This is a genomic window from Oerskovia sp. NPDC060338 (genome assembly GCF_042726295.1).
Classification (GTDB): Bacteria; Actinomycetota; Actinomycetes; order Actinomycetales; family Cellulomonadaceae; genus Oerskovia; species Oerskovia merdavium.
The window spans coordinates 248759-265510 of record NZ_JBHXCQ010000003.1; the positions used below are offsets into that span (position 1 = coordinate 248759).

A 16752-nucleotide genomic window follows, 5' to 3' on the forward strand; every position below is an offset into this window, starting at 1 on the left:
CCACCCCGCGTCGGTAAACACAACCTTACGGGAGATGGGCCGAGGCGCCAAATCGGGCACCCCGGCCCCCCGTTTCAGCCCTCGCGCGGAGCGATCACACGGGCACCGAACCGGAACTCGCGCTCCTCGCCCGCAGCGAGCCGAACCTGCTGTGCACAGTCCGGTCGGTTGAAGGCGTTCGTCAGGCTCTCGACCGGCTCGAGCGCGATCGACGCCCGCGCCCGGCTGCCCAGCCCATCGCCCGTGTAGACGTGCATGTTGCCCCGCTCCTGCCACACCTCGACCCCGGCGCCCGTCGCCGGGTCGAGGACCCGGGTGCGCGCCAGGCCGTCCGCGTCGGGCACGAGGTCGGTGAACGCGGTGTCGAGCGTGGTCCCGGCGAGCCCCAGCGGCCCGACGGCGGCACGCACCTCCCGGGCCGCCTCGCCGTCGAGCGGGATGAGGCCCGCGTCCGTCGCGACCGTCGCACGCGCCGGCACGTGCAGCTCGAGCGCGTCGATCGTGGCATGGCCCGGGACGCGGAAGTACGGGTGCCAACCCGCCGTGACCGGCGCGGCCAGCCGTCCCACGTTGCGGTAGGACCAGGTGACGTCGAGCGACTCCTCGGTCAGCTCGAACCGGATCCTCGTCTCGAGGTCGAACGGGTAGCCCGCGACGTCGGTCGACCGGACGCGCGTCGCGAGCTCCACCGAGACCGCCCCGTCGACGGAGTCCTCCGCGTCGACGCCCGGCACGAGCTCCCAGTCCTGGAGCCGGACGAAGCCGTGCAGGGTGCCGACCTCGCCCGATGCGGGCGGGACGTGGTGCGTGACGCCGTCGAACGTGTAGGTGCCCGCAGCCACGCGGTTGGCGAACGGGAGCATGAGCCCCGAGCGCGTCGCCTCCTGCGCGAGCAGCTCGGACTCGGCCGCGTAGCCGTCGAGCAGGTCGCGGACCTCACGCTCCTCGGAGCCTGCACCCCACGGCGCCCGCCAGGCCAGCACGGTCGCGCCACGCAGGGCGACGACGAGCTCGGCGCCGCTCGGATGGACGAGTGCGACCGTCGGCAGCGAGCCGAGCACCCCCTCGACGATGTAAGCGTTGCTGCAAACGGTTGCACTGGTCATGAGGCCCAATGTTTGCCTGCCGTACCAGAAATGACAAGCCGCGCCCTCTGGTACCGCGTGTCGTCACCCCGGCGGCGGTTCCGACACCCTCGGCAGGCGGTCCTGAGCCGTGGCGGGCCCAGACACGACGGAGCGCCGCTCCCGACCCTTGCGGATCGGGAGCGGCGCTCCGTCGTCGTGCCGGTCACCTCACCGGCCGACCACCGTCCGAGCACCCCGTGCCGGGGCGCCGTCTCACGGGGTCGTGGTTCCCCCCAGCTCCTGCTCGGCCGCGATGGCCGTCTCGAGGGCGGTCTGGAGGCGTTCCTGCGACTCGCCATAGGCCGCGAAGTCACCCTCGGCGAGGGCGGCCTGGCCGTCCTTGATCGCCTGGCTGGCTGCCTGGAGCGCCTGGTCCAGGCGGGCCCTGGCCTCGGGCGCCTCGGTCCCGGTGTCCGGCGTGGTGCCCGTCCCGGGATCGGTGCCCTCGGCCGGCGGGGTGGTCTCCCCGTCGGTCGGGATCTCCGGCAGGACCTCTCCCCCGGCGTCCCCGGCGTCGGCCCCCGACTCGCCGCCGAAGACCTGGTTGAGGGCCTCGTCGAGCGTGTCAGCGAACCCGACCTGGTCACCGAAGTTGACCAGCACCTTGCGCAGCAGCGGGAACTTGGTCCCCGTCGACGCCTGGACGTACACCGGCTGCACGTAGAGCAGGCCGCCACCCACCGGGAGCGTCAGCAGGTTGCCGTGGATCACGGTCGAGTTGCCTCGGCTGAGGATGTTGAGCTCGTTGGAGACCGTCGGGTTCGAGTTGAACGTGTTCTGCACCTGACCGGGTCCAGGCACGGTCGCGTTGCGTGGCAGCTCGAGCAGCCTGAGCTTGCCGTAGCTGTCCGCCTTGACGCCCGCGGTGCTCCCGGCCTCCGCGTCGACCGCGAGGAAGCCCGTGAGGATCTCGCGGTCGGAGTTGCCGCCCGGGATGAACGTCGTCATGAGCGAGAACGCCGGAGCCTCCTGACCCGGCATCTGGAGCGTCAGGTAGTACGGCGGCTGGTACGGCTTGGAGTTGCCCGTGCCCTCGGCCGTGGGGTCCCGCGGCACGTTCCAGAAGTCCTGACCGGAGAAGAACTCGCGGGCGTCGTCCACGTGGTAGCTCGTGAGGAGCGAACGCTGGACCTTGAACATGTCCTCGGGGTAGCGCAGGTGGCTCATCAGGTCGCCGCTGATCTCGGAGATCGGCTTGAGCGACGTCGGGAACACGTTGTCCCACGCCTTGAGGATCGGGTCCTCGGTGTCCCACGCGTACAGGTCCACGGAACCGTCGTACGCGTCGACCGTGGCCTTGACCGAGTTGCGGATGTAGTTGACCTGCTGCGGCGCCAGCGCGGCCACCGACTGCGAGGTCGCCGTCAGCGTGTCCTGGGTCGCCTCGTCGAGGGGACGCGACGCCGAGTACGGGTAGGAGTTCGTCGTGGTGTAGCCGTCGACGATCCACTTGACGCGTCCGTCGACGACGGCCGGGTAGACCTTGCCGTCGAGCGTCAGGTACGGGGCGACCTTGGCGACGCGGTCGCGCGGCGACCGGTCGTACAGGATCTGCGACTCGTCGGTCACGCGCTCCGAGAACAGGATCTGCTCGGAGCCGAACTTGAGCGCGTAGAGCAGCTTGTTGCCGAACGAGCCCACGCTCGGGCCCGCGACGGCCCCGTCCTCGGCGCCGTAGGTGTTGGTCACCTGGCCGCCCGCGTCGTCGTCCGGGTAGTCGAACTCCCACGACTTGGTGCCCTCGGGGGCGCCGACGATCGAGTACTGGTCGGACTCCGGGCTGAAGTAGATGCGCGGCTCGTACTCGGGCAGCGAGCCCACCGAGGGGATGTCGCCCTCGTAGAAGGCCGGCTGTCCGCCCGGGCCGATCTGGTTGCCGTACGCGGCGACGACGCCGTAGCCGTGCGTGTACACGGTGTGGTCGTTGACCCAGTTGCGCTGGCTCGCGCCCAGACCGTCGAGGTCGAGCTCGCGGACCGCGATCACGGTGTCGCGGCTCTCGCCGTCGATCATGTACCGGTCGACCGAGAGGGTCTCCTGGAAGTTGTAGTACTGCTTGTTCTGCTGGAGCTGGCGGAACGTGGGGCTCACGATCTGCGGGTCGAGCAGACGGATCGACGCGGTCGTGTCGGCGTCCGCGCGCAGTGCGCCCGCCTCCGCCTCGGTCTTCGCGTCGTAGTTCGCGGCCTCGACGTCGTCGAGGCCGAACGCGGACTTGGTCGCGTCGATGTTGCGCTGGATGTACTCGGCCTCGAACTCCTGGGCGTTCGGCGCGACCTGGAAGCGCTGGACGACGGCAGGGTAGATGCCGCCGATCGCGATCGCGGAGACGACCATCAGGCCGACCCCGATCGCCGGCAGGCGCCAGTTCCCGCGGATCGCCGTGAGCACGAACAGCAGCGCCACGAGGATCGCGACACCGGTCAGGATCGCCTTCGAGGGGATCACCGCGTTGACGTCGGCGTACGAGGCGCCGTCGAACTTGTCACCCGACGAGGTCAGCAGCGAGTAGCGGTCGAGCCAGTAGTTCGCGCCGATGAGGAGCATGAGGACCGCAGCCGTCACCGAGAGCTGCACGCGCGCCGCCTTGGTGGTGCGCGGCCCGTTCCCGGCCCCCGCGCCGATGCGCAGGCCGCCGTACAGGTAGTGCGTCGCGAGCGCCCCGATGCCCGCGATGATCACCGCGGCCATGAGGAAACCGACCGCGAAGCGCAGCACGGGCAGCGTGAACACGAAGAACGAGATGTCCATCCCGTACTGCGGGTCCTTGGTGCCGAACGGCTCGGAGTTGAGCGCGAGGATCACCGTGCTCCACTGCGAGGAGGCCGCCGCGCCGGCGAAGAAGCCGATGATGGCCGGCCCCGCGACGGTCACGACCTTGCGCAGCGGCTCGACGGCCTCGCGGTACTGGTCCAGCGTCGCCTGCTCGGGCGTCGAGGGTGCGTAGATGGGGCGCGAGCGGTACGCGAGCGACAGGGACAGGAAGACGAGTCCTCCCATCACCAGGAAGCCGCCGACGAACAGCGCCGCGCGGGTCCCCCACTCGGTCCACAGGACGTCCTCGAACCCGAGCTGGGTGAACCAGAGGACCTCGGTCCAGAACTGGGCGAGCAGGAACAGCAGGAGGACGAGGGCGGCCACGACTGCGACGGCAATGCCGAGCGGGCTACGTCGTCGTTTGGAGCCGGCCTCGCGCCCTGCGGGGCGTCGTGGCGCTGCGGCGAATGACACGGTGGGCTTACCTCTTTGCGTTCGGTCGAGCGTCAGGTCGTCGGGCGTCTGCACCGGCCCCCGTCGCTCGCGCCGACCTCCTGTTCTCACAGGTGGTCCACAGCCCTGACAGGGTCCGGCCACAGGCCGTCCATTCCGTCAACGGCCCGCAGCGGTTCCAGGTTCCCACAGGACCTCGGACCGGACCCGCCGACTGCGCCGACGCCGTCGGGCCTGACATGCTGGTGCCATGCCCGACACGACCGCCCCGGCCCCCAACCAGCCCGACGACCTCACCGCGCCCGCCCCCACGGGCGTGCCCGACGACGCCCCCGCGCCGATCGTCCCCCTCGCCCAGCTCGCGCTCGCCGACGCCGTCCGCGACGTCGAGGCCCACGTCGCGGCCGACGGCTGGGACTCGCCGCCCCGTGTGTTCGCGCTCGTGCGTACCGCCGACGCGATCGCCGCCAACCCCGGCCTGGCCGACCAGCTCCCGCCCGAGGTCGTGACCGCGGCGCGCGGCATCCCCGACCACCTGGTCTCGGTCGAGCAGGAGGGTCTGCCCGACGCCGAGACGCTCGAGGAGCTGCTCGGCACCCTGTCGTGGCCGCCGACGGTCGACGGCGCCGCGATCGTCGCCGAGCGCGTCATCCTGCCGCCCTCGGCCGAGGAGGGCCTGCCGACCGATCCCGCGGCCGCGCTCGCCTACCTGTCCTCGCACCCGGACCGGCAGGACGTGCGCCTCGCGGTCGGCGTCCTGCGCGACGGCACCCCGTGGTGCGCGGTCCGCACGCGGGCCAACGACGACGGGACGGACGTGGCGTTCGGGCCGGACCTGGTCCCCGGTCTCATCGAGGCGCTGCGCGCCACGTTCGAGTAGTCGCAGAGCACGGCGGCGGGGCCGGGCGACCGTGGTCGTCCGGCCCCGTCGTCGTTCCGGCAGCCGGGTCGGCAGCCGTCCCGGTGCGGCCCGTCAGGTCCTCGCGGTCACGAGGTGCACGTCGGCAGGCTCGCGCCCTCGCCCTCGCCGATCGCCACCATCGCGTCACGCGCGTCCTCGAGCGTCGCGATCTTGACGACGTTCAGGCCCTCGGGCACGTTCCCGACGACCTCGTCGCAGTTCGACTCGGGGGCCAGGAACCAGGTCGCACCGTCGCGCTTCGCACCGTAGAGCTTCTGCTGGATCCCACCGATGGGCCCGACGTTCCCCTCGACGCTCATGGTCCCGGTGCCCGCGATGACGTTGCCGTTGGCCTCGTCCTCGGGCGTGAGCTGGTCGATGATCCCGAGCGCGAACATGGTGCCCGCCGAGGGGCCGCCGATGTCGTCGATCTGGATCTTCACGTCGATCGGCAGCTCGAAGTCGGGGTCGATGAAGACGCCCAGGATCGCCTTGCCGTCGGCCTCCTGCGTCGTGATCGTGAGGTCCACGACCTCGCCGTCGCGGTCGACGCCCAGCACCACGTCCTCGCCCGGGGTCACGGTCGCGAGCTCGTCGATGAGGTCCTGGTAGGTCACGACCTCCTTGCCGTCGACCGACGTGATGACGTCGCCCTCCTCGACGACGCCGGCCGCGCCCGTGTCCTTCGCGGCGCCCTGGATCGTGAGCGTCGCGGGCACCTCGTAGCCGAGCTCGGTGAGCGCGGCCACGGTCGCTGTCTCCTGCGAGGACAGCATCTCGGCCTGGCTCTCCTCGGCTGTCTCCTCCTGGGTCACGTTGCGCGGGAACGTCTCCTCGACGGGGCGCACGGACCGCGACCGCTGGGCCCAGCCCTCGACCACCTGGAACAGGTTCGCGGGGTACCCGGGGCCGCCTGCGACCGACACCGTGGTCAGCAGGAGCTCGCCCGTCGAGTCGAACGTCTCAGCACCCTCGATCTGGATGAGCTCGCGGTCGTTCTGCTCGCCGAGCGTGTCCTGCGTGGGGCCGGGCGAGCGCACCACGTAGGGCGCGGGCATGACCGCGAGGCCCGCGACCAGGAGGGTCGTGGCCAGCAACGAGATCCCGAGCGTGAGCGAGCGGCGCGTCACGGGAGGAGGCGTGTAGTCGTCCTCGGGCGGAGGGCCGAACGGGTCGGCGCCGGGCGCGGGCTCGTGCGGGTCTCGGGGGGCGAGCGGTTCTGTCACGTCGCTATCATCCCCGAGAATCCTGAAGGTTCGCTGGCGGTGGGCCGTGAGGTTCCTGCCAGCCCCCGACGACGTCGCGCACGCCGGGAGATCCCCTCACCTCACGGGGAGCACGCCCGACGAGAGGCCCGCCCTGGGCGAGGCCACCGCCCGAGGCGGCTCACCGCCGTCGGGCCTGCCGCCAGATCGCGGCCGTCCCCAGGAACGCGACCGCCGCCCCCGCGGCCCCCAGCGCCGCGGCGTCCCGGCCACCCACACGACGGCCACCCACTGCGATCCGGCCGCGCACACCGTCCATGAGGACGTCGACGCACTCGGCGCTCGACCACGCAGGCACCCAGCCCGCCTCGTGCAGGCCGCGCGCGGAGACGGTCCACGGGTGCACGACGAACGCCATGTCGCTCGCGGGCGAGGGCAGCACGCCCACGCGGTGCAGCCGCTCGGCTGCACCGAACGCGGTCGCCGCGGGCAGGCTCACGGTCGCCAGCCCCGTGCGCTCGACCAGCTCGGCAGGAGTCACCACGTCGGGCTCGCCGAGCTCGTCGATCGCCCCGACCGTGAACGTCCCGGACAGCCCTCCGTCCGCGACGAGGCGGACCGCGGCGGCGAGGTCGTCGGTGTGCACGAGCTGCCAGGGGCGCTCGCTGCCCTTGACCACGAGCAGGCGAGGCGCCTCGAAGTGTCGCGTGAGGATCGTGTCGACCTCGGGGCCGACGACGACCGCGGGGCGAAGGACGGCGAGCCGCACGGGCTCGCCCGCCAGCCCCACCTCGTGGGCGAGCGCCTCCTCGAACGCGACGAGGTCCGCGACGAATCCTGCGGCGTCCGGAGAGACGGGGTCGGCGTCCTCGACGACGGGCCGGTCGGCGCTCGCGCCGTGCACCGTCGCGGACGTGACCGCCACGACCTGGCGCACGCCGTGCGCGGCGGCCGCACGGACGACACGGCGCGCCTGCTCGACGAGGAAGGCCCGGCGCGTCTCGCCCTTGAGCGCCCTGATCCCGAACTCCCCCGCGGGCGCGACCACGACCACGGTCCGCGCACCCGCGATCCACGGCGCGGCCAGGTCGTTGGCCTCGGCCGGCGCCCGCTCTTGGCCCCGCCCGCCGAGCGCCTCACGCACGAGCGCCGCGACGCGCCCCTCGCCCACGACCACGGTCGTGTCGTCGGCGCCCGGGCGCTCGCCCTGACCGTCCGAGGCGGCGTCCGTCGCCGTGCCGTCCCCCTGCCCGACGGCGTCGCTCGCCCGTCCGTCGTCCTCCCCGGGCGCGCTCGACGGACCGGGCGTCCCTGCCCCCGGCGCGCTGCGCCGTGAGCGAACCGAGCCCTCCGACATGCCTCGCGCCCCCTTGCTGGTCCCAGATTGTGGTTACGGTGATTCCTGACGCTATCCCGAGGAGACCCCGATGAGCAGCCAACCGCCCGACGAGTTCGCCTCCGGCGCGGGCGACCAGCCCGACGCGCAGTGGGAAGAACTCCTGCGATCCATGTTCGGCGCGGACGCCGACGAAGCGCTGCGCGAGCTGCGTGCACGCGGTCTCGACCCGGCGGCACTCGCCGCCGGCAGCGGCCTGAGCAACGACCCGGCCGCGATGAAGCACGTGCTCGCCCAGGTCCAGCGGCTCCTCGCGAGCTCGGGCAACGGCCCGGTCAACACCGACGTCGCGCACGACATCGCGCGCCAGGTGGCCGTCGCAGAGGGAGACCCGTCGCTCACGCCCGCCCAGGTGCGGTCCGCGACGGAGGCCCTGTCGGTCGCCGAGCTGTGGCTCGACGCCGTGACCGACCTCCCGCCCGCGGGAGGCAAGCGGTACGCGTGGAGCCGGTCGGAGTGGGTCGAGAAGACGCTCCCCGCGTGGAACGCGCTCGCCGCCCCCGTCGCGTCGTCGGTCGCCGACGCGCTCTCCACGGTCCTGCGTGACCAGCTCCCCGGCGGCGGGGACGCGCTCGACGCCGGGTCGTTCGGCATCCCTGGGCTGCCTGCGGGCGCGCTCGGCGCCGACTTCGACCCCGCACAGATGATGCGCCGGCTCGGTTCCGCGGTGTTCGGCATGCAGATCGGGCAGGCGACGGGGACCATGTCGCGCGAGGTCTTCGGCGTGACGGACATCGGGCTGCCGCTGCTCCCCGAGCCCGCCACTGCGCTGCTCCCCACGAACGTCGCGGCCTTCGCCGAGGGGCTCGACGCACCGCTCGAGGAGGTCCGTCTCTTCCTCGCGCTGCGCGAGGCCGCGCACGCGCGCCTCTTCACGCACGTGAGCTGGCTCCGCGGGCACCTGCTCGGGCTGGTCGAGGCGTACGCGCGCGGCATCACGATCGACCTCGACGCGCTCGAGTCCCAGCTCTCCGACATCGACGTGACCGACACGGGCGCCCTCCAGAACGCGCTGTCGGGTGGGGTGTTCGGCCTCCAGAACACCCCCGAGCAGGAGGCCACGCTGCTCCGGCTCGAGACCGCGCTCGCGCTCGTCGAGGGCTGGGTCGACGAGGTCAGCGCACAGGCCGCGCTCCCCCACCTTCCCCACGCCGTACCGCTGCGCGAGATGCTGCGCCGCCGGCGGGCGGCCGGCGGCCCCGCCGAGCAGATCTTCTCGACCCTCGTGGGGCTCGAGCTGCGGCCGCGGCGCTCGCGCGACGCCGCGACGCTGTGGGCGCTCATCGCGGTCCAGGGCGGCGCCGACGCCCGCGACGCCGTGTGGGACCACCCGGACCTGCTGCCCAGCCCGCTCGACCTCGACGACCCGTCCGGCTACCAGTCGCGGCGCGCCGAGGTCCAGGCCGAGCAGACCGACCTCGACAAGGCGCTCGCGGACATCTTCAACGAGGCCGACGGCTCGACCGACGACACCGAGGCCGACGGCTCCCCGCGCACCTAGCGCGCGGCCTGCCTCGCGGGGGTCTGCGCGCCGCGTCCGGCCGGCACGGCGTGCCGGTCGGGCGTCGCCCGTGGAGCGGGTTCCGGTGCGGCGGCGTCCTGCGCCGGCGCAGGGTGCGCCTCGACCTCGACGTGAGGCGGGGCACCCTTGTCGTCGTCCGGTGACTCGGGGGCACCGCCGTCACGGGTGAACGAGACCCCCTCGAGGAAGCCCTTGGCACGCTCCGTCCGCGGGTAGGACTCGAGCAGAGCCCAGAACCCCGGGCCGTGCCCAGCGTGCAGCAGGTGCGCGAGCTCGTGCAGCAGCACGTAGTCCAGGACCCACTCGGGCATGCCCTGGACGCGCGTCGAGATCCGGATGCTGCCGTCGATCAGGGTGCACGAGCCCCAGCGTCGGCCCTGGTTGCTGGACCAGCGCACGCTCGTGGGGTGCGCCCGTCCGTCGAGGTACTTGGTCGAGAGCTCCGTGGCGCGCGCGACGAGCTCGGCGTCGGAGGGCCTGCGCCGTCGTTCCTTGTCCGCGAGCCGGTCCAGCATCCGCTGCACCCACTCGCGTTCCTGGGCTCGCGTGAACCGCGCGGGGATCGACACGATGGTGCGCTCCCCGTCGCGGTATGCGCTGACCGTGCTCTTGCGACGACGGCTCCGGCGCACCTCGACGTACGTCTCGGCACCACCCTGGGTACCTCGCTCGGCTTCGTAGGCCACGGCACAGACCGTAGTGGTTCATCGTGACATATGCCATAGACCACGCCGACGATTCTGCGACGCGTGTGCGAGAAACCGTCGAGAAACGGTCAAGCGTTGGCCGCGCGCCGCGGACGGGGCAGGCCTGTGCAGACGCGGCTGTGGACAACGTTCGCGAGGGGCGGGGCGCTGGCAGGCTGAACCGCGCAGGCTCCGACGGAGCATCTCCGAGAGCCCACAGCCGAGGAGACGCCCATGGTCGACACATCCCTGTTCCCCGTCCGGCTGCGCCCAGGGACCATCGTGCTGCGCCGCGGCCCCGGCGAGCTGCAGTACGGCACCGACGACCGGTGGAGCGTGCTCCTGAGCGGTCTGAGCGAGGACGAGGAGGCGTGGCTCCTCGACCACGACCGCTCCTCCCGACCTCTCCTGCTGGCCCCGGCCGAGGTCCGTGCCATCCCGCCCGAGCGGCAACGCGCGATCCTGCGCCATCTGCGCGAGGCGCTCCTCGTCGTCGGGCAGCCGGACGAGGTGCGCGAGGACGTGACCGCGCCCGCACGCGGCGCGGCCGACGCCGCGACGCTCTCGCTCCTGCGCCCCGACGCGGCAGGGCACGCGACGCTGTCCCGCCGCGCGAGCGCGGCCGTCGCGATCGACGGCCTGGGAAGGTTGGGCGTCGGGACCGCGGTCGTCCTCGCCACGGCAGGGGTCGGGACCCTCCTGCTCGACGACGCCGCGCCGGTCCAGGCGACCGACGTCGGGCTCGGCGGCTACCGGCCGCGAGACGTCGGGATGCCTCGCCGCGAGGCCGCCGCGCGGCTCCTCGCGGACCTCGCACCGCAGGTGCGGGCCCGGGTGGTCAACGCCTCGCGCTGGGTCTCGCCCCACGCGCAGCGCCCGGACGTGGTCGTGGTGGTCGAGCGCCGCGTGCTTCGCCCCGACAGGTACGGGCGGTTCACAGGCGACGGGACACCGCACCTACCTGTGGTGGTGCGGGAGGCTGACGTGGTGGTCGGACCGTTCGTCCGACCGGGGCGGACGCCGTGCGTCCGGTGCGTCGAGGGGCATCGTGCCGACCTCGACCCGCAGTGGCCGCAGCTCGCGGACCAGCTCCGGGATCCTCAGCGCGAGGTCCTCGACGTCGAGGAGACCACGCTGGCAGCAGTCGGCTCGGCGATCGCCGCGAGCCAGGTGCTCGTGCACCTCGACGGGCTGACGCCCCGCGCAGCCACGGCCTGCATCGAGATCGGTGTTCCCGATGCCGTGCCGAGGCTGCGCGAGGTGGTGAGCCACCCGCGGTGCGGGTGCTCGAGCCTGACGGGTGCGGCGGCCATGTCGTCAGGCCGCCGATGATGCCGAGACGGACCCGGCTGCCCCGCGGGCAGCCGCCTCCTCGGCCTGACGGGCGAGGACCTCGGCCTTGCTCGGCCGTCCACGCCCACGCTTGCGGGCGACAACGGCTCCGTCGACGAAGACCTCGCCGCCCCAGACGCCCCACGGCTCCTGGCGCTCGAGGGCGCCGGCCAGGCAGCCCGCGACGAGCGGGCACGCCTGGCACAGGGCCTTGGCCTGCTCGACCTGGGTCGACTGCTCGGCGAACCAGAGCTCGGGGTCGTTCGTCCGGCACGGCAGGAGACCGGCGAGGAGCCGGTCGAACTCGGCCGCGTCGGACGAACCGAGGGGGGTGGAGAGGGGCTGATGGGGAGTCCAGGGGCCGGATCCGCCCTGGGCAGTGATGTTGTCGAGCAGCGCGGTGAGCCGCACGATGTCCTCCAGTGATGTCCTGTTTGCGTGTGAACTTCTTTGTCACAGGACCCGCAGATGGTCGTCGCGTCCGGGATGGTGGACGGCTGACCGGGAAGACGATCGCATTCGGAGAAACACGAAGGCCGCGGGTCCAGGTGGACTCCGCGGCCTGAGAAGGGTGGTGCCGGTGACTAGACCGGCGACGTCCTCAGTGCGGAGTCGGGCGCGGGGCGGATGACGAGGGATCCGCCGCGTCGTGCGCGGTTGCTCGGATCGGCCGACACATGTGTCGGGTTCGTCGTCAGGATCTGCTTCACCATGTTCACCCACCTCCAATCTCCGTCGAGCGCTCGCCTCTCGGCGCGCGCCTCTCCTACAAGGACTCCTGAACCATATGCCGCCCTCGGAAGGGGGCACAACTTATTTATCGAGATTCTTCTCGACGAGTTTTTCGGGTGGCCGCGAAGGGTCCGCCCGACCCCCAGGTCAGGCCCCGGATCGCGCCACGATGTCCAGCAGGGTCTCGCCGTACTTCTCGATCTTGGCCGGTCCGATCCCGTTGATCTTCGCGAGGTCCGGCACCGAGGAGGGACGCGTCTCGGCGATCGCCGCGAGCGTGGTGTCCACGAGGATCGTGAACGCCGGCTTGTCCGTCTCCTGCGCGACCGACAGCCGCCACTCGCGCAGCTGCTCGAACAGCGCGCGGTCGTACTCACCCGTGAGGTGCACCTTGTTCTGGTTGGCGCGACTGCGTCGAGGGGTGCGCGACTGCTCGTCGTCGGGCCACAGGCCGTCGAGGAACCGGGTGCGACGGCGCGTGGCCCGCCCACCAGGGTTGCGGGACCGGCCGAACGAGACCTGCAGGTGCTCACGGGCACGCGTGATCCCCACGTAGAGCAGGCGTCGCTCCTCGGCCACGGCCTCGTCCGTCTCCGCGAGCGAGATGGGCATGAGCCCCTCGCTCATCCCGGCGAGGAACACCGCGTCCCACTCGAGCCCCTTGGCCGCGTGCAGCGAGGCGAGCGTCACGCCCTCGACCGTGGGCGCGTGCTGGGCCGACGCACGCTCGTCGAGCTCCGCGACGAACGAGGCCACCGTGGGAGGCGCGTCCTCGGGTGCGACGCGCGCGACGTCGTCGGCCAGGGCCACCAGTGCCTGCATGGACTCCCAGCGCTCGCGGGCCGCGCCCCGCGCGGACGGCGGCTCGGAGGCCCACCCGGCCGACATGAGCACGTCGCGGACCGTCTCCGGCATGGGGACCGCCGGGTCCGCGGACCGGGCCGCGCCGCGCAGCAGCACGATCGCGTCACGCACCTCCTTGCGCTGGAAGAAACGCTCCCCGCCACGGACCAGGTAGGCGATGCCCGCGTCCGCGAGCGCCTGCTCGAACCCCTCCGACTGGGCGTTGGTGCGGTAGAGGATCGCGATCTCGCTCGCTCGCGTCCCCGCGGCCAGGAGCCGCCCGATCTGCGCGGCGACGCCCTTGGCCTCGGCCTCGTCGTCGTCGTAGGCGACGTACGCGACGGGCGGGCCCGAGGGCCGCTGGGCGATGAGCTCGAGAGCCTGGTGTGCTCCCCCGCGGCGCCCCGCACGCGCCAGGAGCTGGTTCGCGAGCGTCACGACCTGGGGCGTGGAGCGGTAGTCGCGGACGAGCTTGACGACCTGCGCGCCCGGGTACTTCGTGGGGAAGGTGAGGAGGTGGTGGGGAGTGGCTCCCGTGAAGGAGTAGATGGTCTGCGACGGGTCACCCACGACGCACAGCTCCTTGCGTCCACCGAGCCACTGGTCGAGGACGAACTGCTGGAGCGGGGAGACGTCCTGGTACTCGTCGACCACGAAGTGGCGGTACTGGCGCCGGACCTCGTCGGCCATGGCGCCCTGCGACGAGAGCATGTCGCCGAGCATGAGCAGGACGTCCTCGAAGTCGATGACCGAGCGCTCGGTCTTGACCTCCTCGTACGAGGCGATGAGACGAGCCACCGTCTGGTGGTCGTACCCCGCGGGCGCCGGGCGGTCGATCGCCGCGCACGCCTTCACGTAGTCGTCCGCCGTGACGAGCGAGACCTTGGCCCACTCGACCTCCGAGGACAGGTCACGGACCGCGATGCGGTCCACGCCGAGGCCCAGCCGCCGCGCGGACTCGCCGACCACGGCCGCCTTGTACTCGAGGATGCGCGGCGGGGCGCCGCCCACGACCTTGGGCCAGAAGTAGCTGAGCTGGCGCAGCGCCGCGGCGTGGAACGTCCGGGCCTGGACCCCGGTGGCGCCGAGCTCGCGCAGTCGCGTGCGCATCTCGCCCGCGGCTCGGGCCGTGAACGTCACGGCGAGCACGCTCGTGGGCGTGTACACGCCCGTCCGCACGCCGTAGGCGATGCGGTGCGTGATGGCTCGTGTCTTTCCCGTGCCCGCACCCGCGAGCACGCAGACGGGCCCGTGCAACGCGAGGGCGACATCACGCTGGTCGGGGTCGAGGGCTTCGAGGATCTGGTCCGCTGACTCGTTCGGCATCACGTCGATTCTCTCAGCCGCCGCCCACACCGGACGCCACTCTCCACAGGGTGGGGTCGTCGTCGGGCGCGGTCGCCGTCGAGCGCGACCGGGAACGCGCGACCGGGACGAGGCGTGCCAGCGCTGCCACAATCGACCGATGCGCATCTTCCGCCTTCCCCAGCACACGATCGACCGGTTCGGGAGCTCGGGAGTCGACATGACGCTCCTCCCGTTGGTCGAGCACTCCGAGCGGACGCACGTGAACGTCGCCCGCGTCCGTGCGGGTGGCACGCTGGGTGAGCATCCCGCCACGGCGCCGCAGGTCTTCGCAGTCGTCTCGGGCGAGGCCGTCGTGTCCTCGGGCACAGGCCCCGAGCAGACGAGACTCGCCCTGACGAGCGGCGAGGCAGTCGTCTGGGAGCGGGGCGAGGTCCACCAGACCTGGGCGACCACCGACGTCGTCGCGGTCGTGATCGAGGCCGGGGTCACCGGAGGAGATGCCGTGGTCGGCCTGGGGACACCGTTCGAGGAGGTCACCGACCTCGCCGAACGGCGCTGACGCCGGCACGGTCGCGCACGGGAGCTCGCCGAGCCGAGCACCCCCGACGAAGACCGCCCTCGCCCGACGGGGAACAACCGCACCCCCGCGGACGTTGCCCACGACGGCAGCACCCGGGTCCCGCACCCGGCGCGGCTGCCGGCCCGTGCGCACGCCCGGGCCCCGCGAACGAAGGAGCACCGATGGCCACGGCCCCGACCACCCCCGACGCCGGATCGATCGTCATGTACTCGACGAGCTGGTGCGGATACTGCCGTCGCCTGAAGACCCAGTTCGACTCCGCGGGCATCGGGTACACCGAGGTCAACATCGAGGAGCACCCGGAGAGCGCGGCCTACGTCGAGCAGGTCAACGGTGGCAACCAGACCGTGCCGACCGTCGTCTTCCCGGACGGGACCGCGGCGACCAACCCGTCGCTCGCCCAGGTCAAGGAGCGCCTCGCGGCCTGACCTCCCCGCTTCCGGACGAGGTGCTGTCGCGCACCACGCGGCACGTCGTCGTCGCAGAAGGCCCCGGACCGGAGTCCGGGGCCTTCTGCCGTGCTCGGATCGTGCTCCGCAGCCCGCGGTCGCGCGCACGCGCAGCCCGCACGTGCCCGGCTGACCGGCTACTTCGAGGTTCCCGCCTCGAGGATCGACACGATCGAGAAGAGCGTGAAGCAGACCGCGCCGAGCCCGACCAGGACGTGCGCGCCGACGAAGAAGCCTGGCTCGGTCATGGTCGCCTCGAAGAGGAACGCCGCGAAGAACAGGGGCATCGAGGATCGGCCCGTCGAGCACTCTGGACGACCCCGTGGTAGGTCACTCCCCCGCGAGCGGCCCCCCGAACCACTCCTCGACGAGCGCCCGCGCGATCGAGGACCGGCTCGGCAGCTTCACGTCCCCGCTCTCCGTGGCCTCGGTGAGCTGCGCCCGGGTGAACCAGCGTGCGTCGGTGACCTCCTCGCCGTCGGGCCGGATGTCCGTCGTGAGCGCCGTGGCCGTGAAGCCCAGCATGAGCGAGGCCGGGAACGGCCACGGCTGGCTCGCACGGTAGACGACCTCCCCGACCTGGACCCCGACCTCCTCGGCGACCTCGCGCCGCACGGCCTGCTCGAGCCCCTCGCCCGGCTCGACGTAGCCGGCGAGCGTCGAGAAGCGTCCCTCTGGCCAGTGCGCGGCGTGGCCCAGCAGGAGCCGGTCCTGGCCGGGCCCCGCACCCGGGTCGACGACCGCCATGATGACCGCCGGGTCCGTGCGCGGGTAGTGCTCGATGTCCTGCGCCACACAGCGCCGCACCCAGCCCGCCGCGACCGGGACGGTCGGCTCGCCGCAGCGCGGGCAGCGCTCGTTGGCCGCGTGCCAGGCCGCGAGAGCGACCGTCTCGGTCGCGAGCCCCGTGTCGAGCGGACCGAGGCGCGAGGCCAGCTCGCGCAGGCCCGCCCACTCGTGCGCCCGTACCAGGACGGACAGCGGACCCGAGGGGTCCACGCCCTCGATGTCGAGGTCGAGGTCGTCCGCGTCGTCGGGCAGGAGGAGGGCCAGGAAGGACGTGCCCGACGGCGCGTCCTCGCCGAGGAAGACCCAGCGCGGCGTGTTGCTGTGGTCGCCGGTGGCCGCGTGGGGCTCGGGAACGGCAGCGACGTCCTGAGGGGTGGCGAGCGCGAGGCCGTCCGGCCCGGCCGCGAGACGCCCCCGGTGCAGCAGGACCACGCGGGTCGAGGGGTCCGCGCGCAGCGTCGCGAACAGACCCTCCTCGGTGCGGCGATGCGCCGCACGGTCGAGCGCGGAGTCGGCGAGCGGCAGGTGCGCGGCGAACGCGCTGGGGCGTGCGAAGGGTCCCGCCGGGGACTGCGGGGTCGGGACGGGGGCTGCGGGCAAGGTCTGGTCGGTCACCTGTCGACCGTAGGTCACGCCGGGCGCGCGGCGCTCGCCGTGCTCATCGTGCACCCG

13 protein-coding genes and 1 pseudogene are annotated in these 16752 nt (G+C 72.6%); 5 read left to right on the forward strand and 9 right to left on the reverse strand.

All coding sequences use genetic code 11. The features are described from left to right. Positions 1-74: 74 nt before the first annotated feature. Together ACFWGN_RS05255 and ACFWGN_RS05260 are read right to left on the reverse strand one after the other, a co-directional pair. Complete coding sequence (locus tag ACFWGN_RS05255; protein ID WP_377615994.1) at positions 75-1106, reverse strand: aldose 1-epimerase; 1032 nt, start codon at positions 1104-1106, stop codon at positions 75-77. Between the two features lie 234 nt (positions 1107-1340). Then, positions 1341-4358, reverse strand: coding sequence for a UPF0182 family protein (locus tag ACFWGN_RS05260; protein WP_191802849.1), 3018 nt, complete (start codon positions 4356-4358; stop codon positions 1341-1343). A gap of 229 nt (positions 4359-4587) precedes the next feature. Here ACFWGN_RS05260 and ACFWGN_RS05265 point away from each other — a divergent pair, with 229 nt between their 5' ends. Beyond that, positions 4588-5217, forward strand: coding sequence for a PPA1309 family protein (locus tag ACFWGN_RS05265; RefSeq protein ID WP_377615995.1), 630 nt, complete (start codon positions 4588-4590; stop codon positions 5215-5217). A gap of 107 nt (positions 5218-5324) precedes the next feature. Here ACFWGN_RS05265 and ACFWGN_RS05270 read toward each other — a convergent pair whose 3' ends face one another. Together ACFWGN_RS05270 and ACFWGN_RS05275 are read right to left on the reverse strand one after the other, a co-directional pair. Next, positions 5325-6464, reverse strand: a complete 1140-nt coding sequence (locus ACFWGN_RS05270) for a PDZ domain-containing protein (RefSeq protein ID WP_377615996.1) — start codon at positions 6462-6464, stop codon at positions 5325-5327. A gap of 160 nt (positions 6465-6624) precedes the next feature. Continuing rightward, complete coding sequence (locus tag ACFWGN_RS05275; protein ID WP_377615997.1) at positions 6625-7800, reverse strand: NAD-dependent epimerase/dehydratase family protein; 1176 nt, start codon at positions 7798-7800, stop codon at positions 6625-6627. A gap of 70 nt (positions 7801-7870) precedes the next feature. On the opposite strand from ACFWGN_RS05275, the gene ACFWGN_RS05280 reads away from it, so the two are divergent. Then, complete coding sequence (locus ACFWGN_RS05280) at positions 7871-9340, forward strand: zinc-dependent metalloprotease (protein ID WP_377615998.1); 1470 nt, start codon at positions 7871-7873, stop codon at positions 9338-9340. Between the two features lie 152 nt (positions 9341-9492). On the opposite strand, the pseudogene ACFWGN_RS05285 reads toward ACFWGN_RS05280, so the two are convergent. Beyond that, positions 9493-10047, reverse strand: a pseudogene (locus ACFWGN_RS05285) (SprT-like domain-containing protein); the annotation flags it as partial. Between the two features lie 234 nt (positions 10048-10281). Between ACFWGN_RS05285 and ACFWGN_RS05290 the strand changes: the two are divergent. Beyond that, a complete protein-coding gene (locus ACFWGN_RS05290) occupies positions 10282-11379 on the forward strand; it encodes a ThiF family adenylyltransferase (RefSeq protein ID WP_377615999.1) in 1098 nt (365 codons plus the stop codon). Here the strand turns inward: ACFWGN_RS05290 and ACFWGN_RS05295 are convergent. Beyond that, positions 11365-11790, reverse strand: coding sequence for a WhiB family transcriptional regulator (locus ACFWGN_RS05295; protein WP_377616000.1), 426 nt, complete (start codon positions 11788-11790; stop codon positions 11365-11367). The two genes, ACFWGN_RS05290 and ACFWGN_RS05295, sit on opposite strands and share 15 nt — an antisense overlap. A gap of 468 nt (positions 11791-12258) precedes the next feature. After that, on the reverse strand, positions 12259-14280 hold the full coding sequence (locus ACFWGN_RS05300) for an ATP-dependent DNA helicase UvrD2 (protein WP_191802840.1): 2022 nt from the start codon (positions 14278-14280) through the stop codon (positions 12259-12261). Positions 14281-14419: 139 nt separating this feature from the next. Here ACFWGN_RS05300 and ACFWGN_RS05305 point away from each other — a divergent pair, with 139 nt between their 5' ends. Together ACFWGN_RS05305 and ACFWGN_RS05310 are read left to right on the forward strand one after the other, a co-directional pair. Beyond that, positions 14420-14821 (forward strand): hypothetical protein, encoded by a 402-nt coding sequence (locus ACFWGN_RS05305; RefSeq protein WP_191802838.1) that lies wholly within the window; start codon positions 14420-14422, stop codon positions 14819-14821. 182 nt (positions 14822-15003) lie between these two features. Continuing rightward, positions 15004-15270 carry a mycoredoxin gene (locus tag ACFWGN_RS05310; protein ID WP_377616001.1) on the forward strand — a complete coding sequence of 89 codons (267 nt, stop codon included), beginning with the start codon at positions 15004-15006 and terminating at the stop codon, positions 15268-15270. 158 nt (positions 15271-15428) lie between these two features. Here ACFWGN_RS05310 and ACFWGN_RS05315 read toward each other — a convergent pair whose 3' ends face one another. Then, entirely contained in the window at positions 15429-15578 is a 150-nt protein-coding gene (locus ACFWGN_RS05315; RefSeq protein WP_191802836.1) for a DUF2776 family protein, read from the reverse strand. A gap of 43 nt (positions 15579-15621) precedes the next feature. Next, positions 15622-16695, reverse strand: coding sequence for an NAD(+) diphosphatase (nudC, locus tag ACFWGN_RS05320; protein WP_377616002.1), 1074 nt, complete (start codon positions 16693-16695; stop codon positions 15622-15624). Positions 16696-16752: the final 57 nt, after the last annotated feature.

Coding starts and splice junctions, on each gene's coding strand:
- ACFWGN_RS05310 (WP_377616001.1), top strand. CDS start 15,004: ATGGCCACGGCCCCGACCACCCCCGACGCCGGATCGATCGTCATGTAC.
- ACFWGN_RS05275 (WP_377615997.1), bottom strand. CDS start 7,800: ATGTCGGAGGGCTCGGTTCGCTCACGGCGCAGCGCGCCGGGGGCAGGG.
- ACFWGN_RS05300 (WP_191802840.1), bottom strand. CDS start 14,280: ATGCCGAACGAGTCAGCGGACCAGATCCTCGAAGCCCTCGACCCCGAC.
- ACFWGN_RS05305 (WP_191802838.1), top strand. CDS start 14,420: ATGCGCATCTTCCGCCTTCCCCAGCACACGATCGACCGGTTCGGGAGC.
- ACFWGN_RS05280 (WP_377615998.1), top strand. CDS start 7,871: ATGAGCAGCCAACCGCCCGACGAGTTCGCCTCCGGCGCGGGCGACCAG.
- ACFWGN_RS05265 (WP_377615995.1), top strand. CDS start 4,588: ATGCCCGACACGACCGCCCCGGCCCCCAACCAGCCCGACGACCTCACC.
- ACFWGN_RS05315 (WP_191802836.1), bottom strand. CDS start 15,578: ATGCCCCTGTTCTTCGCGGCGTTCCTCTTCGAGGCGACCATGACCGAG.
- ACFWGN_RS05255 (WP_377615994.1), bottom strand. CDS start 1,106: ATGACCAGTGCAACCGTTTGCAGCAACGCTTACATCGTCGAGGGGGTG.
- ACFWGN_RS05290 (WP_377615999.1), top strand. CDS start 10,282: ATGGTCGACACATCCCTGTTCCCCGTCCGGCTGCGCCCAGGGACCATC.